This window comes from Burkholderia sp. Ed8 (assembly GCF_040761425.1).
Classification (GTDB): Bacteria; Pseudomonadota; Gammaproteobacteria; order Burkholderiales; family Burkholderiaceae; genus Burkholderia; species Burkholderia seminalis.
Map to the genome: position 1 here is coordinate 1,854,948 of NZ_CP142886.1, position 19,633 is coordinate 1,874,580.

The 19,633-nt window shown below is 69.3% G+C and carries 19 protein-coding genes; 6 read left to right on the forward strand and 13 right to left on the reverse strand.

From position 1 onward, the window contains the following. Nucleotides 1-45 precede the first annotated feature (45 nt). The 3 genes from mnmA to VXM69_RS22590 all read right to left on the reverse strand — a co-directional run bounded on the left by mnmA (nucleotide 46) and on the right by VXM69_RS22590 (nucleotide 2,885). Nucleotides 46-1,209, reverse strand: a complete 1,164-nt coding sequence (gene mnmA / locus VXM69_RS22580; protein ID WP_034187127.1) for a tRNA 2-thiouridine(34) synthase MnmA — start codon at nucleotides 1,207-1,209, stop codon at nucleotides 46-48. Next, nucleotides 1,206-1,715, reverse strand: coding sequence for an NUDIX hydrolase (locus tag VXM69_RS22585; RefSeq protein WP_049030822.1), 510 nt, complete (start codon nucleotides 1,713-1,715; stop codon nucleotides 1,206-1,208). Before VXM69_RS22585 ends, mnmA begins: the two co-directional genes overlap by 4 nt. A gap of 249 nt (nucleotides 1,716-1,964) precedes the next feature. Next, complete coding sequence (locus VXM69_RS22590; protein WP_034187129.1) at nucleotides 1,965-2,885, reverse strand: LysR family transcriptional regulator; 921 nt, start codon at nucleotides 2,883-2,885, stop codon at nucleotides 1,965-1,967. Nucleotides 2,886-2,965: 80 nt separating this feature from the next. Here VXM69_RS22590 and VXM69_RS22595 point away from each other — a divergent pair, with 80 nt between their 5' ends. Beyond that, on the forward strand, nucleotides 2,966-3,889 hold the full coding sequence (locus VXM69_RS22595; protein WP_059557342.1) for a carbon-nitrogen hydrolase family protein: 924 nt from the start codon (nucleotides 2,966-2,968) through the stop codon (nucleotides 3,887-3,889). A 102-nt stretch (nucleotides 3,890-3,991) separates the two neighbouring features. Here VXM69_RS22595 and VXM69_RS22600 read toward each other — a convergent pair whose 3' ends face one another. Further along, a complete protein-coding gene (locus tag VXM69_RS22600) occupies nucleotides 3,992-4,678 on the reverse strand; it encodes a YafY family protein (RefSeq protein ID WP_034187131.1) in 687 nt (228 codons plus the stop codon). A 73-nt stretch (nucleotides 4,679-4,751) separates the two neighbouring features. After that, the gene (locus VXM69_RS22605) at nucleotides 4,752-5,156 is read right to left on the reverse strand and encodes a VOC family protein (protein WP_034187132.1); all 405 of its coding nucleotides are present in this window, start codon (nucleotides 5,154-5,156) and stop codon (nucleotides 4,752-4,754) included. A 291-nt stretch (nucleotides 5,157-5,447) separates the two neighbouring features. Here VXM69_RS22605 and VXM69_RS22610 point away from each other — a divergent pair, with 291 nt between their 5' ends. Further along, complete coding sequence (locus VXM69_RS22610; RefSeq protein ID WP_367190180.1) at nucleotides 5,448-5,681, forward strand: hypothetical protein; 234 nt, start codon at nucleotides 5,448-5,450, stop codon at nucleotides 5,679-5,681. 88 nt (nucleotides 5,682-5,769) lie between these two features. On the opposite strand, the gene VXM69_RS22615 is transcribed toward VXM69_RS22610, so the two are convergent. The 6 genes from VXM69_RS22615 to VXM69_RS22640 form a co-directional block, all read right to left on the reverse strand. Further along, entirely contained in the window at nucleotides 5,770-7,074 is a 1,305-nt protein-coding gene (locus tag VXM69_RS22615) for a class I SAM-dependent RNA methyltransferase (RefSeq protein ID WP_034187133.1), read from the reverse strand. A gap of 153 nt (nucleotides 7,075-7,227) precedes the next feature. After that, a complete protein-coding gene (locus VXM69_RS22620; RefSeq protein ID WP_034187134.1) occupies nucleotides 7,228-9,342 on the reverse strand; it encodes a site-specific recombinase in 2,115 nt (704 codons plus the stop codon). A 455-nt stretch (nucleotides 9,343-9,797) separates the two neighbouring features. Continuing rightward, nucleotides 9,798-10,523 (reverse strand): membrane integrity-associated transporter subunit PqiC, encoded by a 726-nt coding sequence (locus VXM69_RS22625; RefSeq protein WP_034187135.1) that lies wholly within the window; start codon nucleotides 10,521-10,523, stop codon nucleotides 9,798-9,800. Next, nucleotides 10,520-12,139, reverse strand: coding sequence for an MlaD family protein (locus VXM69_RS22630; RefSeq protein WP_034187136.1), 1,620 nt, complete (start codon nucleotides 12,137-12,139; stop codon nucleotides 10,520-10,522). The genes VXM69_RS22625 and VXM69_RS22630 overlap by 4 nt, the downstream gene beginning before the upstream one ends. Next, nucleotides 12,132-12,761, reverse strand: coding sequence for a paraquat-inducible protein A (locus VXM69_RS22635; RefSeq protein ID WP_034187137.1), 630 nt, complete (start codon nucleotides 12,759-12,761; stop codon nucleotides 12,132-12,134). The genes VXM69_RS22630 and VXM69_RS22635 overlap by 8 nt, the downstream gene beginning before the upstream one ends. Beyond that, nucleotides 12,758-13,423, reverse strand: coding sequence for a paraquat-inducible protein A (locus tag VXM69_RS22640; protein WP_034187138.1), 666 nt, complete (start codon nucleotides 13,421-13,423; stop codon nucleotides 12,758-12,760). The genes VXM69_RS22635 and VXM69_RS22640 overlap by 4 nt, the downstream gene beginning before the upstream one ends. 259 nt (nucleotides 13,424-13,682) lie before the next feature. On the opposite strand from VXM69_RS22640, the gene VXM69_RS22645 reads away from it, so the two are divergent. The 4 genes from VXM69_RS22645 to VXM69_RS22660 all read left to right on the forward strand — a co-directional run bounded on the left by VXM69_RS22645 (nucleotide 13,683) and on the right by VXM69_RS22660 (nucleotide 16,924). Beyond that, the gene (locus tag VXM69_RS22645) at nucleotides 13,683-14,243 is read left to right on the forward strand and encodes a cytochrome b (protein WP_124607869.1); all 561 of its coding nucleotides are present in this window, start codon (nucleotides 13,683-13,685) and stop codon (nucleotides 14,241-14,243) included. An 8-nt stretch (nucleotides 14,244-14,251) separates the two neighbouring features. Next, nucleotides 14,252-14,812 (forward strand): YceI family protein, encoded by a 561-nt coding sequence (locus VXM69_RS22650; RefSeq protein WP_034187440.1) that lies wholly within the window; start codon nucleotides 14,252-14,254, stop codon nucleotides 14,810-14,812. A gap of 65 nt (nucleotides 14,813-14,877) precedes the next feature. Further along, a complete protein-coding gene (locus VXM69_RS22655) occupies nucleotides 14,878-15,459 on the forward strand; it encodes a YceI family protein (RefSeq protein ID WP_034187441.1) in 582 nt (193 codons plus the stop codon). Nucleotides 15,460-15,646: 187 nt separating this feature from the next. Then, entirely contained in the window at nucleotides 15,647-16,924 is a 1,278-nt protein-coding gene (locus VXM69_RS22660; RefSeq protein WP_367190181.1) for an MFS transporter, read from the forward strand. Between the two features lie 12 nt (nucleotides 16,925-16,936). Here the strand turns inward: VXM69_RS22660 and VXM69_RS22665 are convergent, their stop codons facing one another. Together VXM69_RS22665 and secF are read right to left on the reverse strand one after the other, a co-directional pair. Next, complete coding sequence (locus VXM69_RS22665) at nucleotides 16,937-18,451, reverse strand: S41 family peptidase (RefSeq protein WP_034187141.1); 1,515 nt, start codon at nucleotides 18,449-18,451, stop codon at nucleotides 16,937-16,939. Nucleotides 18,452-18,671: 220 nt separating this feature from the next. Then, nucleotides 18,672-19,622 (reverse strand): protein translocase subunit SecF, encoded by a 951-nt coding sequence (secF, locus tag VXM69_RS22670; protein WP_034187142.1) that lies wholly within the window; start codon nucleotides 19,620-19,622, stop codon nucleotides 18,672-18,674. Nucleotides 19,623-19,633: the final 11 nt, after the last annotated feature.

Genomic DNA, 19,633 nt, shown 5'->3' on the forward strand with positions numbered 1-19,633 from the left:
TGTTCCGCCGGGCGCGGCGTGCCGCAAGTCTAAACCGAATACGTGTCAGCGTGCGTCGGCGAGCGCCGGTGCGTGGCCTTCCGCCGGTGCGGCCCGACCGGGCGCGTCGGTTGCCGCGAGCTCGATGATGCCGCCGCCGAGGCAGATCTCGCCGTCGTACAGCACGGCCGACTGGCCGGGCGTGACGGCCCACTGCGCGTCGTCGAACGCGAGCGAGAAGCGCGCTTCGCCTGCCGGGCCGGGCGCGGCCGCGCCGAACGCGCAGGCGGCGTCGGCCTGCCGGTAGCGCGTTTTCGCGCCGCACGCGAAGCCGTCGGCCGGCGGCTCGCCGGCGACCCAGCTCACGTTGCCGGCGACGAGCTGGCGCGACAGCAGCCACGGATGATCGTGGCCCTGCACGACGTACAGCGTGTTCGACGCGATGTCCTTCGCGGCGACGAACCACGGTTCGCCGCTGCCGCTCTTGCTGCCGCCCAGGCCGATGCCCTTGCGCTGGCCGAACGTGTAGAACGCGAGGCCGATGTGCTCGCCGACCACCTTGCCGTCGGGCGTCTTCATCGGGCCGGGCTTCGTGGGCAGGTAGCGGTTCAGGAAATCGCGGAACGGCCGTTCGCCGATGAAGCAGATGCCGGTCGAATCCTTCTTCTTCGCGTTCGGCAGCCCGATCTGCGCGGCGATCTCGCGCACTTTCGTCTTCGGGATCTCGCCGAGCGGGAACATCGTCTTCGACAGTTGCGCCTGGTTCAGCCGGTGCAGGAAGTACGACTGGTCCTTCGTATGATCGAAGGCCTTCAGCAGTTCGAAGCGTCCGTCGCGCTCGCGCACGCGTGCATAGTGGCCGGTCGCGATCATTTCCGCGTCGAGCGACATCGCGTGGTCGAGGAACGCCTTGAACTTGATCTCGGCGTTGCACAGCACGTCGGGGTTCGGCGTGCGGCCGGCCGAGTATTCGCGCAGGAACTCGGCGAACACGCGGTCCTTGTATTCGGCGGCGAAGTTGACGGCCTCCACGTCGATGCCGATCAGGTCGGCCACCGACACGACGTCGATCCAGTCCTGGCGCGTCGAGCAGTATTCGCCATCGTCGTCGTCTTCCCAGTTCTTCATGAACAGGCCGACCACGTCGTAGCCCTGTTCCTTCAGCAGCCACGCGGTCACCGACGAATCGACGCCGCCCGACATGCCCACTACTACACGGCGCTTGCTCATTTGTTGACCGCCTGACGTTCGAATGCTTCGGGGCGCGGCGCGACCGAATGCGTGTGCACGAAATCGAGCGGAATGCGCCGCCCGGCGAGATAGTCGTCGACGCAGCGCATCACGGCGGGCGAGCGGTGACGCTCGCTGCACGCGCGCAGTTCGTCGGCCGTCATCCACAGCGTGCGGACGATGCCGTCGTCGAGCACGTGGCCCGCGACCGGTTCGCCGGCCGTGCCGCAGAACGTGAAGCGCAGGTAGGTCGCGCCGGCGGTGCCGGGCCGGTCGTAATGCGCGAGATAGACGCCTACGAGCGCGTCGGGCGTGAACGGGTGCGCGGTTTCCTCGAGCGTTTCGCGGATCACGGCGTCGGCCAGCGTTTCGCCGGCCTCGAGATGGCCTGCCGGCTGGTTGATGCGCAGGCCCGTCGAGGTTTCTTCCTCGATCACGAGAAAGCGGCCGGCGTGCTCGACGAGCGCGGCGACCGTCACATGCGGGGTCCAGATTTCGGGTTTCATGGATCGGCATTTTACCGGTTGCGCCCGAACGCTGCCGGCCGTCTGGTCTGGCGAATCCGACCCCGTAAGCCGCGCGTCTTGCCGTCGGGGGGGCGATGCGGTGCCGGCGGGCGCCGCGGCCGTGCGCGATCGATCGTGCGGAAGGTGCGGGCACGGCCGTCGTCCCGGGTGGAAAGCGGCGCCAGCGCGGTTGCGGGTGGTGTGCGGCACGCGCCGGCGGCGCGGCCGGCAATCCCGACGCACGTGCATTCACGGCGCGACGAGGCGCGTGACGCACGCGGCGATCGTGTCGCGGACGCGCACGATCGCCGGGTCGCGCTGCGTGCTCGTGCGCCAGCCGATTTCGACCGGATAGCGCGGCAGGTCGACCGGGCAGGCAAGCGCGCGCAGCGGCGTGGAATGGGCGATCGCGCGCGCCGCGTGCGCGGGAATCGTCGCGACCGCGTCGGAGCCGGCGAGCAGGTACGGCAACGCGGCGAAATGCGTGGTCGACGCCGCGACGCGCCGCTTGTGGCCGAGCGCGGCCAGCGCCTCGTCGACGATCCCGATCACGCCGCCCGACGACACGAGCAGGTGGTCGCGCCGCAGGAAATCGGCGAGCGTCAGCGCGCGCGGCGGCTGCGCGCGGGCGGCCGGATCGATCAGGCAGGCGTACCCGCCCGTCGCGACCGCACGCCGGCTCAGCCCGTTCGCCGAGAACCCGCCCGACGCGATCGCGAGATCGACGCCGTGCCGCAGCAGCGCGTCGCCGGCGATGCCGCTGTGGGTCTGCCGGAAGATCAGCCGGATGCCCGCGGCTTCCCGCGCGACCGCGTCGATCAACGCGCGGCCGAGCGCGATCTCGAAGTCGTCCGACAGCCCGACCGAGATCGTGCGGCCGACGCGGTCGCCGCTGTCGGCCGCGATCGCGAGGCTTTCGCGGCAGCGGTCGAGCGCGTCGGACAGGATCGGCTTCAGTTCGTCCGCGCGCGGCGTCGGCGCGAGCCCGCGGCCGGTGCGCACGAACAGCGGATCGGCGTAGATCACGCGCAGCCGCGCAAGCGCCGCGCTGACGGCCGACTGCGTGAGGTCGAGCCGCAGCGCCGCACGGCTCGCGCCGCCTTCCTCGTACAGCGCCTCGAACACCTTCAGCAGGTTCAGGTCGAGGCCGGCGATATCATCTGCATTCATGTCAGTTATCGTTGTATCGATTTGATCGATGAAATGATATCGATAAAGATGGCGTCACCTCATTCACCGGAGACGCCTTCATGTCCACGTCAGTCATCGCCGCGCTGCAGATCGGCGCATCGCCCGCCGGCACGCGCGCCACGCTCGACACGATCCTCGGCTACGAAACCGCGATCCGCGACAGCGGCGCGTCGCTCGTCGTGCTGCCCGAGGCCGTGCTCGGCGGTTATCCGAAAGGCGAGATCTTCGGCACGCGCCTCGGCTACCGGCTGCCCGAGGGCCGCGATGCGTATGCGCGCTACGCCGCGCAGGCGATCGACGTGCCGGGTCCGGAAACCGACGAGCTGGCCGCGCTGTCGCAGCGCACGGGCGCGAGCCTCGTGGTCGGCGTGATCGAGCGCGGCGGCAGCACGCTGTACTGCACGGCGCTGTTCTTCGATCCGCGCGACGGGCTCGTCGCGAAACACCGCAAGTTGATGCCGACCGGCACCGAACGGCTGATCTGGGGGCAGGGCGACGGCTCGACGCTGCCCGTCGTCGAGACGGCAGCCGGCCGCGCGGGCGCGGCGATCTGCTGGGAGAACCACATGCCGCTGCTGCGCTGCGCGATGTACGCGAAAGGCGTGCAGATCTGGTGTGCGCCGACCGTCGACGAGCGCGATCTGTGGCAGAACTCGATGCGGCACATCGCGCACGAAGGGCGCTGCTTCGTCGTGAGCGCGTGCCAGGTGCAGCCGTCGCCGCGCGCGCTCGGTATCGACGTGCCGGGCTGGGATCCCGAGCGGCCGCTGATCCGCGGCGGCAGCGTGATCGTCGGGCCGCTCGGCGACCTGCTGACCGAGCCGCTGATCGGCGAGGCCGGGCTCGTGACCGCGCGTATCGATACCGACGAACTCGTGCGGGCGCGTTACGACTTCGACGTCGTCGGCCACTACGCGCGGGCGGACGTGTTTTCGCTGCACGTGGACGAGCGGCCGAAGCGGCCGGTGGTGTTCGGCGGCTAATCGGCGAGTAATGAAGGCCGGACCGGGCGCCGGATGGCGCCCCGGGAAACGCGGGCGGCGGCGTGCGCCCCTTGCGCGGTGGACGCCCGCTGCCGTGCCGCGTCAGCGCATCGGCGCTTCCGCGATCCGCATGTAGTCGGCGATCCGCCGCCCTTCCATGTCCGGAAACTGCTCGTGCACGGTGATGTCGCCCATGCGCGCGATGTCGAAGGTGCGGAAATCGCCGCGCAGCTCGCACCACGCGCCGATCGTCCAGCGCCCGCCCCAGTACACGAGCCCGAGCGGCCAGACGCGGCGTTGCGAATGCGCGCCGAGCCGGTCGCGATAGTCGAAACCGACGACGTGGCGCGTGTCGATGGCCTGGTGGATCGCGTCGACCTTGGCGCAGAACGTCTCGTCGATGTGGAACGACGGCGCGAACACCGGCAGGCGGTCGAGCGCCGTGCGCTTGTCGGCCGGCATCGCCGACGCGATCTTCGCGAGCGCCGAGCGCGCGCCGCTCGCGAAACGCGCGCCGCCCCAGGTTTCGAGCATCCGCGCGCCGGTGGCGAGCGCCGCCAGCTCCTCGGCCGTGAACGTGAGCGGCGGCAGGCTCGCGTTGCGGTTCAGCCGGTAGCCGATGCCGGCCTCGCCTTCGATCGGCACCCCCGACAGTTGCAGGTCGCGCACGTCGCGATAGACCGTGCGCGGCGACACCGACAGCCAGTCGGCCAGCTGTTGCGCGGTCGTGAGACGACGCCCGCGCAACAGCTCGGCGATCTGGAACAGGCGGTCGGCACGGCGGGTCATGACAGCACCTCGATTCCTCTGGCTACGGGGATTTCGCGATGATAGCGCCGCGCCGGGCCGCCGGCCGGTGCGCTCAGTGGCATTTCGGCGCGTGCAGGCCGACGCGGTTGCCTTCGGTGTCGATCAGGTAGCCGACGTAGCCGTAGTTGTTCGGCAGCTCGACGACCGAGCCTTGCACGACGCCACCCGCGCGCTTCGCGCGTTCGAGCGCCGCGACGACCGATTCGCCGGCGTTCAGGTAGACGAGCACGCCGTTCGCGCTCGGCTTGATCTGCTGCGGATCGAACACGATGCTGCCGCCGGTGCTCGACGCTTCGTGATCGAACGTGGCCATCGGCACGCCGCCGATGATCGCGCGCTGCAACGTGGTTTGCAGCACGGTTTCGTAAAAGCGGATCGCCCGTTCGAAATCGAGGGACGGGATGTCGAACCACGCGATTGCGCGTTCCAGGGTGGCGGTGGCCGTTGCGGACGTCATGACGAGCTCCTTGTTGCGTTGTTATTCGGGTTCGGTGTGGAAACCAGCCTGCATTGCGCCGGGATTGAAGTGTGAGCGCGGGCTGCTGACACCGTATTGTCAGTAGAGTTGTCACCCTTGACATGCAACCATGGGGTTGCGCAATGACGCCATTGACCCGGGAGCGGCATGGACCTCGTTTTGTTGGCGGCCGGGGTCGTGCTGGGAACGTCAGGACGACGACGATCCGTCGCGGGTCGACATCGTCGGCGAGGTAATCGAGAACGGTCCGCCGCGCCGGCTGGTCGTCACGTGGCGCACGCCGTCGGGGGGGGGGGTGAAGAATCGCGCGGGATCTACCTCGTCGAGCCGCAGGCCGGCGTCGTGAAGCGGACCGTCACGCACGACGGGCTCGTGCCCGGTTCGGAGAGGGATCGCGGGATTCGCGGCGGCTGGCCGGTCGTGCTGTCGAGCCTGAAGACGCTGCTCGAGACCGGGCGTGCACTGCCATTCAGGATGGCGCGCGGCTCGGAGTCGAAGCACTGAAACGAAACGCCGCCGTTGCCGCGGGTGCGGTAACGGCGGCGTTTGTCGGTGCCGCGGCGGCCGCACGGGCGGCCCCGATGGACGCGGATTACGCGTCGCCGCCTTCCGGCGCGGCCGGACGCGCCTTCACGCTGCCGGCGATCAGGTCGAAGCGGAACAGCCGGCATTCGAGCGCGCCGTTGAACAGCGGGGTCTTTGCCGATTCGCGCAGCCGCAGCTGGCCCGGCAGCGAACGGTCGGATGTCAGCAGGAACGCCTGCCAGCCCGTGAAGCGCTGCTTCAGCGCATCGCCCAGCACGTTGAAGAACTCGCTGTCCGGTGCGTCGGTGTGCGTGCGGCGGAACGCATCGTCGTTGCCGCGGTTGCGGCCGGTTTCGCGCACCTCGCCGCGCGCGCTGCGGCCGCGCACTTCGATCCGCTCGCCGTACGGCGGGTTCGCGAGGATGATGCCCGGCGCGTCGCACGGTGGCGTCATCCCGCGCGCGTCGACCTGCTTGAGCCACACCGACGGCACGCCCGCGCGCTCGAGGTTCGCTCGCGCCTTCTCGAGCATGTCGCCGGAGATGTCGCTGCCGTACACGCCGAGCGCTTCGTTGCGCTTGCCGCGCGCCGCGCGCTTCGCGTCCAGCGCCGGGACCTTCAGGCCCTGCCACGCGGTGATGTCGTACTGCTTGAGCTTTTCGAAGCCGAACCGGCGTTCGACGCCGGGCGCGACGCCGAGCGCGATCTGCGCGGCTTCCGCGAGGAACGTGCCGCTGCCGCACATCGGGTCGTACAGCGCGGTGCCGGGCGTCCAGCCCGTCAGGCGCAGGATGCCGGCCGCGAGGTTCTCGCGCAGCGGTGCCGCGCCCTTGTCGAGGCGCCAGCCGCGCTTGAACAGCGGCTCGCCCGACGTATCGAGGTACAGCGTGCATTCGTTGGCCGTCAGGAACGCGAACACGCGCACGTCCGGCGCACCGGTGTCGATGCTCGGGCGCGCGCCGGTCTTGTCGCGCATCCGGTCGCAGATCGCGTCCTTCACGCGCAGCGTCGCGAACTCGAGGCTCTTCAGCGGCGACTTGATCGCGGTGATATCGACGCGCAGCGTCTGCGTGGCGGCGAACCAGCGCTCCCACGGCTGCTCGAGCGCGAGCGCATAGACGTCCTGCTCGTTGCGGTACGCGCGGTGCGCGATCTTCAGCAGGATCCGGCTCGCGATCCGCGAATGGAGGTTCGCGGCCATGCCGGCGGCCCAGCCGCCGCTGAAATGGACGCCGCCCGGCACCTGCGCGCCCGCGGTGAACGGCGCGCCGTTCAGGTGGCGGCCGGCGATTTCGGCCAGCTCGGCGGCAAGCGCCGCTTCGAGGCCGCGCGGGCAGGGGGCGAAGAATTCAAACAGGGTGGGCGAGGACATAAGGCGGTGAGGACGTGCAAAAGTCCACTATTGTACGCGGCGCGGGCGGCCGGGGCCGGCGTTTCGGCGCCGCACCGCCCGCGCGACGGCCGCGGGCGCGCACCGGGAGACCGGTGCGGCGCGGCCTGACGCGCCCGCCGCGGGTTCAGTGGGTCAGTGCGAGCCCGTGTGGCCGGCGCGCGCGGCCTGGCCGCCGGCCGGCCAGAACAGCGCGAGCGGATTCGACAGCACCGTGCGGACGATCGCGGCGACGAGCGCGCGCACCTTGGTCGGGCGCAGGCTGCGCGAGCGCACGGCCATCGTGAACGCGAGCGCGAAGCTCACGAGCACGTTGAGGATCGCCATGCTGAGCACGCCGGCGGCGGCCCACCACAGTTCGGGCGTGCTCAGCGCACTCTTGCCCAGCACGCCGAGCGCGACCCCGATCGAGCCGGCCGACAGCGTCACGTGACGCACCTCGAACGGGAACATGAACACGCTGACGATCGCCGGGATCAGGCCGAGCATCAGGCCGAGGCCGACGTTCGCGACCACGCCGGCGACGTTCGACCGGCAGAAATGCGCGAGCTTCGCGGCACCGGCCGCGCCGAGCGTGAGGCGCAGCCGGCGGTTGTAGGTGAGCGCGTCGCCGACGCGGTGCAGCACGAACCAGTTGTCGGCCCAGCCCGCGAGCAGGCTCGACGCCCACAGCAGGACGCCCGTGAGCGCCGCGTAGAACGGCGTCGGGCCGAGCAGCGAGAACGAGTGCAGCGTCGCATGCGCCTTCTCCGGCGAGATCACGTTCGTGTGCAGCACGTTGCCCGCGAACAGCTGCACGAGCAGGCAGACGGGCAGCACGACGAGCACGTTGCCGGAAATCGCGGCCGCCTGCGTGCGGATCAGTGCGATCACCGACGACACGAACGCCTTCACGCCTTCGTCGTGGCCGGTGTCGTCGAGTTCGCGCGCCAGCGTCGGCGCGGTCATCGCGGGCTGCTTGGTCGCGAGCGTGAAGTGCAGGAAGTGCATCAGCATGAAGCTGGCCGCGTAGTTGATGCCCGCGAGCAGCCCTTCGAGCATCGACTGCAGGTGCGCGCCCGTGATCGCGAACTTCACGCACACGGTCACGACGGTGACGAGGCCGCCGCCCGCGGCCATCCGCAGCATCTTCAGGTATTCGGCGCGGCCGCGCGAGATGTAGTGCTCGCCCGTGTCCGCGTTGGTCTCGACGAGCTTGCGCGCGAACAGCGAGAAGTTGCTGCGCACGAGGTGCGTGACGCTCTGGCTGTTCTGGTTCGCGTCGACCAGCTCGGCCGTCAGGCGGGCCATTCCGTGCAAGTCGTCGCGGGCCATCCACGCGTTCAGCAGCGTTTCCGCGCGCAGGATGCGCATGCGCATCCGCTCGACCTGGAACACGATGTCGACCGACACGCCGTTGCGGTACAGGTGCGAGAACACGTCGTCGACGGCGATCCGGCATTCGTCGAGCAGCACGCGCAGGTAGTTCACCTCGTGCAGCAGCTTGCTCGGGTCGCCGCCGTCCTCGACGGCCGCGTGCGCGGTCTCGACCGCGAGCATCGCGCGCGTGAGGCGGTAGAACGGCTGTGATTCGAGCGGCTTGCGCGCATCGTCGTCGGACAGCCGGCTGCGCACCGTCTGCGACAGGCCGGTCGAGCTGATCTGGCAGGTCAGGTTATGCAGCGCGGCCAGCAGGTCGCGCGAGAACGAGCCGGGCTCGTGGCGTTCCTCCTCGGTGACGTCGAACGAGATCAGCTCGGCGAGGCGCGCGAGCAGGTCGTCGGGCAGCGCGTCGATCCATTTCGCGTCCTCCGGTGCCGGGAACATCAGCGTGAACAGCGCCGACAGCTCGCGGCGGTTCGGCGCGGGCGGGATCAGCGACGAGTCGATCCGCTCGAACAGCGCGCCGAAGAAGCCCGAGTGCACGGGCATGCCGGCGTCGCACAGCAGCGAGATGCCGTCGCATTCGCGCAGGATGCCGCGCAGGATGCGCGCGGCGTGCGCTTTCCAGGCGGGGTTGCGATCGAGCACGTGGAACAGGTAGCGCAGCCGCGCATGGGCCGGATACGCGCGCGTGTCGGCGTCGCGCTCGGCCGGGGTCTCCTGCATCGTGCCGTTGCGGCGCAGCCAGTGCGCGAGCTCGATCAGCCATTCGCTGCGCTCGGCATACGATGCATCGGCGTCGGCGTGCGCGAGCAGCGCATCGAGTTGGTGACCGGCATTGCGCGACGCGCGCCACTTCTTGATCAGGGTCGTCAGGGAACGAAACATAAACGGAATAGCGAAAGCCCTGGACGGGCGGGTTCGGGATGCCGGCCGGGGAAGCGGCACGGCGCCGGGGAGAACGGGTGAGACGGGGCGGTGGCCGGACGATGCGCGGCAACCCGCGATGCGGCTGCCCCGCTGCGCTGCACGCCGATCGCGTGCGGGCGCCGGGAGGCACGGCGGTCGGGCCGAACGCGGCCCGGCGCCGCTGGCTGGCGCGCACGACGAACGGCGCGAGCCGGAAAGTGCGTAGGATCGTCAATCGGGCCGGAAAACGCAAGCCGACCGCGTTGGCCGGCGCCGGTTCCGGCCGATTTGACAAACAATGCAAACTCGCGGTTCGGCGCGATGCGCGGGGCCGGTCGCGGCGGCGTGATGCCGGCCGGTAACGGGCGGCGATCGCTATCGGATGCGCCGCGCGGGCCAGCGTCGCATCGAACGCTCGCCTGCGCGGCGCCCGCTCAGGCGCCGGACTTGCCCGTCGCGCCGGCGTCGCCGCCCGAGGTCGGGTTGGCCGGGCACGGCACGACCGGCGCGGCGGCCGTCTTGCTGCCGGACGCAGGCGCCGGCGTGGCCGCCGTGCCGCGGCGTGCGGCCATCGCGCGTACGCCGGCCGCGGCTTGCGTCGCAATCACGTCGAGCGCGCGCCGGTGGCCGGCGACGAGCGCGTCGTAGCCGTCGGCGACCGGTTCCGCGACGCTCGTGCGGCACGTCATCACGGCCTGCGTGGCGAGCGAGCGCACGCTCCACACCGCGTCGACCGCCGCGCGCTTGCCCGGCCACGACTCGAAGCGCTGCACGTTCACGCTGATGCGATACACGGGCACACCGGGCGGCGTCGCGGAATTCGCGACGTCGATCGTGCCGAGCTGCGCGGCGAGATCGTCCGACAGCGCGCGGCGGATCTCGTCGGCGGGCGGCGACGCCCAGCGCTCCTGCTCGAGCACGTCGACCTGCGCGGCGTTCTTCTGCACGACCAGCTGGTTCTTCGCGACCTGCTCGGGCACGCCGACGGACGGCACCTCGATCAGGAACGCCGGGTTGGCCGGCGCGGTGCGCAGCGGCGCCGCGGCGTCGGCCGGGCTGAGCGTGTAGAACCGGGCGGGCGGCGAGCTGCACGCGGCGAGCGCGAGGGCGGCGAGGGCCGCCGCCGCGCTGCGCGCGAAACCGTTCACGCGTGTCGTCATTGCTTGTCTCCTGGCTTGCCCTTGAGCAGCGATTCGGGGTGACGCTCGAGATAGTCGGCGAGCGCGTTCAGCGATTGCAGCGTGCGCGTGAGTTCCTTCAGCGCGCCGCGTACGTCGGACTGCAGCGGCGAATCCTGCTGCAGCGTCGCCTCGGCGGTCGAGAAGGTCTGCTTGGCGGCCGACAGCGTGTCGCGCGCTTCCGGCGCGACCTGCGTGTCGAGCTGCTTGAACAGCTTGTCGGCGTTCGACAGCGCGCTGTTCAGGTTCGCGCCGATCTGGTCGAACGGCACCTTGTCGAGCTTCTTCGCGATGTCGGCGACCTGCAGCTGCAGTTCGTCGAGCGTATTCGGCACGGTCGGCAGCTCAAGCGGCTGGCGTGCCGTGTCGATCTTCACGACCGGCGCCTTCGGGAAGAAGTCGAGCGCGACGTACAACTGGCTCGTCAGCAGGTTGCCGGTGCGCAGCTGGCCGCGCAGCCCGTGCTGGACGAGCCGCTCGACGATCTCGCGGCGGGCCGGTTCGCCCTTGCTCTCGATCGATTCGCGGAAGCGGCGGCCGAGACGTTCCGGATACACGTTCATCGTCACCGGCATCAGGAAGTTCTTCGTCTTCGGATCGAAGTCGATGCCGATGTTCGTCACTTCGCCGAGCACGATGCCGCGGAAGTCGACCGGCGCGCCGACGGCGAGCCCGCGCAGCGACTGGTTGAAGTTCATCACGACCTGCAGCGGCTGGCCGTCCGGGTCGCGCATCGCGTCGCCTTCGTCGGAGCCGAGGCGGAACGTCGTGTTGTTCGGCGCCGTCGCGCCGCTGCCCTGGTTCGGCGGCGTCTGGAACGCGATGCCGCCGAGGATCACCGTCGCGAGCGACTGCGTGTTCAGCTTCAGGCCGCTCGAATCGAGCCGCAGGTCGACGCCGCTCGCCTGCCACCAGCGCGAGTTGACGCCGACGTACTGGTCGTACGGCGCATTGACGAACACGTTGAACGTGACGCCCGTGCCGTCCTTGTCGAGCGAGAACCCGACCACCTGGCCGACCTGCACGCGGCGGTAATAGACCGGCGAGCCGATGTCGACCGAGCCGAGCGAATCGCCGCGCAGCACGTACTGCGTGCCTTTCTGGTCGCCCGTGACGGCGGGCGGCGTCTCGAGGCCCGTGAAGTCGGTCAGCGTATCCTGCCCGTGGCCGGCGTCGACGCCGATGTATGCGCCGGACAGCAGCGTACCGAGCCCCGACACGCCGGTCGCGCCGACGCGCGGCCGCACGATCCAGAAGCGCGAGCCCTTGACCGCGAAGTCCTCGGCTTCCTTCTTCAGCTGCACCTGGACGAGCACGCGCGACAGGTCCTTCGACAGCTTGATCGTCTTGACCGTGCCGATCTCGACGTCCTTGTACTTGACCTGGGTCTTGCCGGGCTCGAGCCCTTCGGCGCTGTGGAAGCTGATCGTGATTTCCGGGCCGCGTTCGCGCACGGACTTGATCACGAGGCCGATGCCGATCAGCGCGGCGATCAGCGGCACGAGCCAGACGAGCGACGGCAGCCAGCCGCTTTTCGTCGAGATCGTCGGATCGGGCGGCCGGGGCGCGTCGTGCTGCGGGCCTTGTGGACTATTCATGGTGATTCCCTGAGTTTTCGACTGGATCCCAGATCAGGCGGGGATCGAACTGCATCGACGCGAGCATCGTCAGGATCACGACGGAACCGAACGCGAGCGCGCCGGGGCCGGCCGTGATGACGGCGAGCGAACGGAAATGGACGAGCGCGACGGTCAGCGTCACGACGAAGATGTCGAGCATCGACCAGCGGCCGATGCGCTCGACGATCCGGAACAGCCGCGTGCGCTGCTGCGGCCGCCACGCGGTGCGGCGCTGCGCGCTGATCACGAGGATCAGCAGCACGCCGAGCTTGAGCATCGGCACGAGGATGCTCGCGACGAACACGACGACGGCGAGCGGCCAGTCGCCCGACACCCAGAAATAGATGACGCCGCTCATGATCGTGTCTTCCTGCGAGCCGACGATCGACGCGGTGCGCATGATCGGCAGCAGGTTCGCGGGAATGTAGAGGATCGCTGCCGCGAGCAGCAGCGCCCAGGTGCGCATGATGCTGTTCGGGGTACGGAAGTGCAGTGCGGTGCCGCAGCGCGCGCAGTGCGCGTGCGGCCGGTCGAGCGTCTGTACGAGCCCGCACGTGTGGCAGCTCGCGTAGCCTGCGCGTGCGGCGGTCGGTGTCGTCATCGGCGGGCGGCTTCCGGCAGCGGGGCGGCCGAGTCGGGTTGCCCGGGCGAGCGCCCGGCGCGCAGGTCGTCGGCGATGTCCCACAGCGTGCGCGGATCGAACATCAGCACGACCGCGATCATCAGCGTGAGTGCGGCGAACGCGAACAGCGCGGCGTCGGGCACGACGCGCGCGAGGCTCACCATCTTCACGATCGTGACCAGAATGCCGAGCATGAACACCTCGATCATGCCCCACGGCCGCACGAGCTCGATCGCGCGCAGGACCAGGTTGAAACCGGGCGGCACGACGCCGCGGCGGATCGGCAGCAGCAGGTACAGCAGCGCGGCCATCTCGACGAGCGGGAACAGCACGGTCGAGCAGAACACCATCACGCCGACGATCGCCATGTCCTGGTGCCACAGCGAATCGATCGCGCCGATCAGCGTGGTCTGCACGCGGTTGCCGTTCACGTCCATTTCGAGGATCGGGAACGCCTGCGCGATCGTGAACGTGATCAGCGCGGCGAGCGCGAGCGCGCAGATCCGCTCGATCTGCGCGGCGCTGTTGCGGTACAGCAGCGCGTCGCAGCGCGGACAGCGCGCGATTTCGCGGCCGCTCAGGCGTGGTTTGTGCAACAGTGCGTCGCACTCGTGACAGGCAATCAGGTCGTTTCGTTGCATGGAAAAGGCAGTTGTGCGACGGCTGGGGGAACGCGTCGACGGGGCCGGAACCCGCGCCAATCTTACCAAAAGGCCTTTTTCGGTGTGTCAAGGATCGTGCGCGTCGTGACCGATCGGTAACATGGCGGGAAGCCGTCAGCCGGCTGGCACGCCTGTCCTCAGAGTCCGCGCGCGTCAAAAGGTTGCGGTAGCATGGCGCCCTTGACAAGCGTCGGACTCCTGGCCGGCGCGGCCGTTCGCTGAACTGAGGAACTCCAAGATGGCATCGAATTCGCTGCCGGCCCGGCCGGTGCGCTACACGCAGACCGCAATCGCGCTGCACTGGCTGATCGCGCTGCTGATCGTCTGCGGCTTCGCGCTCGGCTGGGTGATGACCGACATCCCCGGCTTCACGCCGACGAAGCTGAAGTACTTCTCGTGGCACAAGTGGATCGGCGTGACGGTGTTCGCGCTGGCGGTGATCCGCGTGCTGTGGCGGGCGACCCACCTGCCGCCGTCGCTGCCCGGCGATACGCCCGCGTGGCAGCGCGCGGCGTCGCACGGCGTGCACATGCTGCTCTACGCGCTGATGATCGTGATCCCGGTGACGGGCTACCTGTACAGCTCGGCATCGAACATCCCGGTCGTATATCTCGGCATCGTGCCGCTGCCGCGGCTGATCGACCCCGATCCGGCGCTCAAGGAAACCTTCAAGACGCTGCACGTGTCTTTGAATTACATTCTGCTTGCACTCGTCGCGATGCACGTGCTCGCGGCGCTCAAGCACCAGTTGTTGGACCGCGACGGCCTGCTGTCGCGAATGCTTCCCTTTGCCAAATGAAGGATCCCATGAAAGTGTCTTTCTCCCGCTCCATGCTGACCGCGTTCGCCGCGGCGGCACTTGTCGCGTCGGGCGCGGCGCACGCCGATGTCGATCTCGCGAAGAGCAAGGTGTCCGCCGTGTCGAAGCAGATGAACGTGCCGACCGAAGGCGCGTTCAAGAAGTTTTCCGCGCAGGTGAAGTTCGATCCGGCGAAGGCCGCGCAGGGCAGCGCGCAAATGACCATCGACATCGCGAGCTTCGACCTCGGCGACAAGATGTACAACGACCAGGTCGCCGGCAAGGACTGGTTCGACGCGAAGGCGTATCCGCAGGCGACGTTCGTGTCGTCGGCGATCGCGCCGGCGGGCGGCAACAAGTACAACGTGACCGGCAAGCTGACGATCAAGGGCAAGTCCGAGACCGTCACGGTGCCCGTCACGGTCGCGCAAAGCGGTGCGACGCAGACGTTCGACGGCGTGCTGCCGATCAAGCGTTCGGCCTTCAACGTCGGCACCGGCGAGTGGAAGGACACGTCGATCGTCGCCGACGAAGTGCAGATCAAGTTCCATCTCGTCGCCACTAAGTAAGCGGCGGGCTGTCGCTTCACCCGAATGCCGCGCGAGGGCGCGGCGCCGTTCCAAGGAGAATGAGTTTGAAAAAGCATCTGATCATCGCCGCGGGCGCGCTGGCCGCGTCCCTGTCGTTCTCGGCCTTCGCCGAAAGCGCGACGTACCAGTTCGACCCGAGCCACACGTACCCGAGCTTCGAGGCCGACCACTTCGGCGGCCTGTCGGTCTGGCGCGGCAAGTTCGACAAGTCGAGCGGCACCGTGACGCTCGACCGCGCGGCGAAGACTGGGACGGTCGACGTGACGACCGACATCGCGTCGATCCACACGGGCAGCGCGAAGCTCGACGAGCACCTGCAGACGGCCGAATTCTTCGACGTGGCGAAGTTCCCGCAGGCGAACTACAAGGGCACGATCAAGTTCGACGGCGACAAGCCGGTGTCGGTGGTCGGCAACCTGACGCTGCACGGCGTCACGAAGCCGCTCACGCTGAAGATCGACTCGTTCAAGTGCATGCCGCACCCGATGCTCAAGCGTGAAGTGTGCGGCGTCGACGCGGTCGGCGAATTCAGCCGCGACGACTTCGGCCTCGACTACGGCAAGCAGTACGGCTTCAAGATGAAGACGAAGCTGCTGATCACGGCCGAAGCGGTCAAGCAGCAGTAAGGCTTCCGGCGAGGCCGGCCGCCGTGCCGGCCTGCCGCGGGCCCGACCGCCGCGCTCCCGTTACCGGGGGCGCGGCGGTTTTTTTTGCGCGCCTATAATCGCCCGAGCGCCGCGTGCGGCGCCGGGCAGGCCGACGGCGCGACAGCGGCTGCCTCGAACAGAACGTACAACGACAAGGAGATCGCCGATGCATGCCGTCACGCCGTCCCGTTCCATTGCCTCGTCGCCGCGCGTATGGCGCGCGGTGGTCGCCGCGTCGATCGGCAATGCGCTCGAGTGGTTCGATCTCGTCGTCTACGGCTTCTTCGCGGTGACGATCGCGAAACTGTTCTTCCCGGCCGGCAACGACACCGTGTCGCTGCTGCTCACGCTCGGCACGTTCGGCGTGTCGTTCTTCATGCGGCCGCTCGGCGCGATCGTGCTCGGCGCGTATGCCGACCGCGCGGGCCGCAAGGCCGCGCTCACGCTGTCGATCCTGCTGATGATGGCCGGCACGCTGATCATCGCGGTGCTGCCGACCTACGAGACGATCGGCGTCGCCGCGCCGGTGATCCTCGTCGCCGCGCGGTTGATGCAGGGCTTCTCGGCCGGCGGCGAGTTCGGCAGCGCGACCGCGTTCCTCGCCGAACACGTGCCGGGCCGGCGCGGCTTCTTCGCGAGCTGGCAGGTCGCGAGCCAGGGGCTCACGACGCTGCTCGCCGCCGGCTTCGGCACCGTGCTGAATGCGCAGCTCTCGGCCGCGCAGATGGCGTCGTGGGGCTGGCGCGTGCCGTTCTTCTTCGGGCTGCTGCTCGGGCCCGTCGCGTACTACATCCGCACGAAGGTCGACGAGACGCCCGAATTTCTCGCGGCCGAAGGCACCGCGAACCCGCTGCGCGACACGTTCGCCTCGCACAAGGCGCGCCTGGTTGCCGCGATGGGCGTGGTCGTGCTCGGCACCGTCGCCACCTATCTCGTGCTGTTCATGCCGACCTACGGCGTGAAGCAGCTCGGCCTCGCGCCGTCCGCCGCGTTCGCGGCGATCCTCGTCGTCGGCGTGATCCAGATGGCGTTCGCGCCGCTCGTCGGCCACTGGTCGGATCGACACGGCCGCGTGCGCGTGATGATCGCGCCGGCCGTCGGCATCCTCGTGCTGATCTATCCGGCGTTCGCGTACCTCGTCGCGCATCCGGGCTTCGGCACGCTGATCGCGCTGCAGGTGCTGCTCGCGTTCCTGATGACGGGCTACTTCGCGGCGCTGCCGGGCCTGTTGTCCGAGGTGTTTCCGGTGCAGACGCGCACGACCGGGATGTCGCTCGCGTACAACGTCGCGGTGACGATCTTCGGCGGCTTCGGGCCGTTCATCATCGCGTGGCTGATCCGCGCGACCGGGATGAAGACCGCGCCCAGTTTCTACCTGATGTTCGCGGCCGTGCTGAGCCTCGCGGCGCTGGCCGTGCTCCGTCGACGGTTCGGTTTCCGGTAGCGGGGCGGCGCGTCAGTTGTCGGCGCGCTCGCATACCGGCTGCGCCGGCATCAGTTGCGCGGGCGCGTCGACGGTTCGCACCGGGCGCCCCGCGAGCGCGGCGAGCGCCTGCCGAAGCTGCCAGTCGCCGGCCGTGCCGAACGCGCGCTGCGGCAGCGCCGTGCTCCTCGCCGTATCGACCTTCGCGCGCACGCGCTGCTCGCGCAGCGCCTGCCGCGCCTTGCGCACCTGCGCGAACGGGTCGGGCGCCAGCCGGTCCGCATACGGCGCCCGCGCGAGATCGGCTTCCCGGTACCACAGCAGCACGCCGTCGACGTCCGAATCGCGGCGCGGCGGCACGAGCCAGTCCGGCACGACGCCGTAGCCGTCCATCGGGCAGCCGTTCGGCCGCAGGTTGCGCGCATACGTGAAATTCAGGCGCGTGCCGTCGATCAGGTCGACGCCCGTCTGCGCGAGGCCCTTCCCGTAGGTCGGCATGCCGAGCAGTTTCGCGCGGCCGAGATCCTTCAGCGCGGCCGCGGTCGCCTCGGCGGCCGACGCGCTCTGTCCGTCGACGAGCACGACGAGCGGCACGGTGCGCCACCAGTCGTCGGCCTGCAGCGGTGCCAGCGGATCCTGCCCGTGCATGACGGGCAGCGCGTAGTCGGGCCAGTTGGTCGTGTAGCGGCGGCGCTGCGTGTCGCCACGCTCGACCGTCACCATCGCGGTGCGGTCGCGTCCCGCGAACAGCGCGGTGATGCCGATCGCCGCGTTGAGCGCGCCGCCGCCGTTGATGCGCAGGTCGAGGATCATGCCTGTCACCGGCGGGCCCGTGCGCCGCGCGGCCTGCACCGCGTCGATGTAATCGCCGACCGCCGGCTCCGGAAAGCTCGACAGCCGCGTGTACAGGATGTCGCCGTCGAGCCGCTTGGCGATCGCCGGATGCGGCTTGACGATCGCGCGCACCGGCGCGAAGGTCAGCACCGCATGCTTCGGGCCGCGCTGCACCGTGAGTTTCAGCGGCACGCCCGCGTCGCCCTTCGCGAGTTTCAGGAGTTCGCCGCTGTCGATGCCGACGACGCTCCGGTCGTTCATCGCGACGACGAGGTCGTCCGGCCGCACGCCGGCTTTCTCGGCCGGTGCGTCGGGAATCACGTCGATGATGTGCAGCCCGTCGGGCCGCGTCTCGAACACGATGCCGATGCCCGGCGTGCCGTTGCGCGCGCGCTGCTCGTCGTCGCGCCGCTCCTGCTCCTCCTTCGCGTTGAAGAAGCGCGCGTACGGCAGCGTCTTGATCCCGTCGTGGGTGGCGGCGTCGAGCAGCGCGCCGATGTCGACATCGGTCAGGTGCTGCTTCTTCAGTACTTCGACGGCCGCCTTCAGTTCGCAGAGCTGCGGTTCCCAGTCGGGCGGGCAGGGCGACGGCGTCGGGGTGGCGGCCGATGCCGCGGCGGGCGGCGCGGATGCCGCTTGCGCGACGGCGAGCGGCGCATGCGGGAGCCCGACCGCGACGGCTGCGCAGGCGGCAAGGCGACGAACGGCACGCATGGGAGGCATCATCGGGACCGCACGTTGGGACGGGTGGCGAGTGTGCTTGCCCGGCCAGCGCGCGGCCGGCATGCAAGCGGGGCAGGGTGGTGACGATTGTAGCCGACGCCCGCGACGGCGCTGCTCGTGTCGCCCGCGCGCCGTGTACCGCGGCGGCCCGCGCATAAAAAAACCGGCCCGAATGGGCCGGCTTGGGTGCGATGCCGAAACGGCGCGGCGCTTAAACCTGCGCGCCCGCGTTCGGATCGTCCGGATCGTGCGCGGTCTTCTTTTCCTTGATCAGGTCCTCGCGCTTGATGCCGAGCCACATCGCGAGCGAGCCCGCGACGAACACCGACGAGTAGATGCCGAACATGATGCCGACCGTCAGCGCGAGCGCGAAGTAGTGCAGCGTCGGGCCGCCGAAGAAGAACATCGACAGCACCATCATTTCCGTCGACGTGTGCGTGATGATCGTGCGCGACATCGTGGTCGTGATCGCGTGGTTGATCACTTCCTGCACGTTCATCTTGCGTTCGCGGCGGAACGTCTCGCGGATCCGGTCGAAGATGACGACCGACTCGTTGACCGAGTAGCCGAGCACCGCGAGGATCGCCGCGAGCACCGCCAGCGAGAACTCCCACTGGAAGTAGGCGAAGAAGCCGAGAATGATCACGACGTCGTGCAGGTTGGCGATGATGCCGGCCACTGCGTACTTCCATTCGAAGCGGAACGACAGGTAGATCACGATGCCGATCACGACGCACGCGAGCGCGAGCAGGCCGTCGGTCGCGAGCTCCCGGCCGACCTGCGGGCCGACGAACTCGACGCGTTGCAGCGTGACGTCGGGGTTCTGCGCCTTCAGCGCGCCCATCACCTGGTCGCTCTGCTGCGCGGACGTGAGGCCTTCCTTCAGCTGCAGGCGGATCAGCACGTTGCGCGACGTGCCGAAGTTCTGCACCTGCGCGTCGGCATAACCGAGCTTGCCGAGCGTCGCGCGCACGGGTTCGAGTTCCGCGGCCTGCTGGTACTGCACCTCGATCACCGTACCGCCGGTGAATTCGACGGACAGGTGCAGCCCGCGGTGGAACAGGAAGAACACGGCGGCGAGGAACGTGACCAGCGAGATCACGTTGAACACCAGCGCGTGCCGCATGAACGGAATGTCTTTACGGATGCGGAAAAATTCCATGGTCTCGTCTC

Coding starts and splice junctions, on each gene's coding strand:
- VXM69_RS22645 (WP_124607869.1), top strand. CDS start 13,683: ATGGCATCGAATTCGCTGCCGGCCCGGCCGGTGCGCTACACGCAGACC.
- VXM69_RS22635 (WP_034187137.1), bottom strand. CDS start 12,761: ATGACGACACCGACCGCCGCACGCGCAGGCTACGCGAGCTGCCACACG.
- VXM69_RS22595 (WP_059557342.1), top strand. CDS start 2,966: ATGTCCACGTCAGTCATCGCCGCGCTGCAGATCGGCGCATCGCCCGCC.
- VXM69_RS22620 (WP_034187134.1), bottom strand. CDS start 9,342: ATGTTTCGTTCCCTGACGACCCTGATCAAGAAGTGGCGCGCGTCGCGC.
- VXM69_RS22665 (WP_034187141.1), bottom strand. CDS start 18,451: ATGCGTGCCGTTCGTCGCCTTGCCGCCTGCGCAGCCGTCGCGGTCGGG.
- VXM69_RS22585 (WP_049030822.1), bottom strand. CDS start 1,715: ATGAAACCCGAAATCTGGACCCCGCATGTGACGGTCGCCGCGCTCGTC.
- VXM69_RS22590 (WP_034187129.1), bottom strand. CDS start 2,885: ATGAATGCAGATGATATCGCCGGCCTCGACCTGAACCTGCTGAAGGTG.
- VXM69_RS22650 (WP_034187440.1), top strand. CDS start 14,252: ATGAAAGTGTCTTTCTCCCGCTCCATGCTGACCGCGTTCGCCGCGGCG.
- VXM69_RS22605 (WP_034187132.1), bottom strand. CDS start 5,156: ATGACGTCCGCAACGGCCACCGCCACCCTGGAACGCGCAATCGCGTGG.
- VXM69_RS22640 (WP_034187138.1), bottom strand. CDS start 13,423: ATGCAACGAAACGACCTGATTGCCTGTCACGAGTGCGACGCACTGTTG.
- secF (WP_034187142.1), bottom strand. CDS start 19,622: ATGGAATTTTTCCGCATCCGTAAAGACATTCCGTTCATGCGGCACGCG.
- VXM69_RS22660 (WP_367190181.1), top strand. CDS start 15,647: ATGCATGCCGTCACGCCGTCCCGTTCCATTGCCTCGTCGCCGCGCGTA.
- mnmA (WP_034187127.1), bottom strand. CDS start 1,209: ATGAGCAAGCGCCGTGTAGTAGTGGGCATGTCGGGCGGCGTCGATTCG.
- VXM69_RS22615 (WP_034187133.1), bottom strand. CDS start 7,074: ATGTCCTCGCCCACCCTGTTTGAATTCTTCGCCCCCTGCCCGCGCGGC.
- VXM69_RS22625 (WP_034187135.1), bottom strand. CDS start 10,523: ATGACGACACGCGTGAACGGTTTCGCGCGCAGCGCGGCGGCGGCCCTC.
- VXM69_RS22600 (WP_034187131.1), bottom strand. CDS start 4,678: ATGACCCGCCGTGCCGACCGCCTGTTCCAGATCGCCGAGCTGTTGCGC.
- VXM69_RS22630 (WP_034187136.1), bottom strand. CDS start 12,139: ATGAATAGTCCACAAGGCCCGCAGCACGACGCGCCCCGGCCGCCCGAT.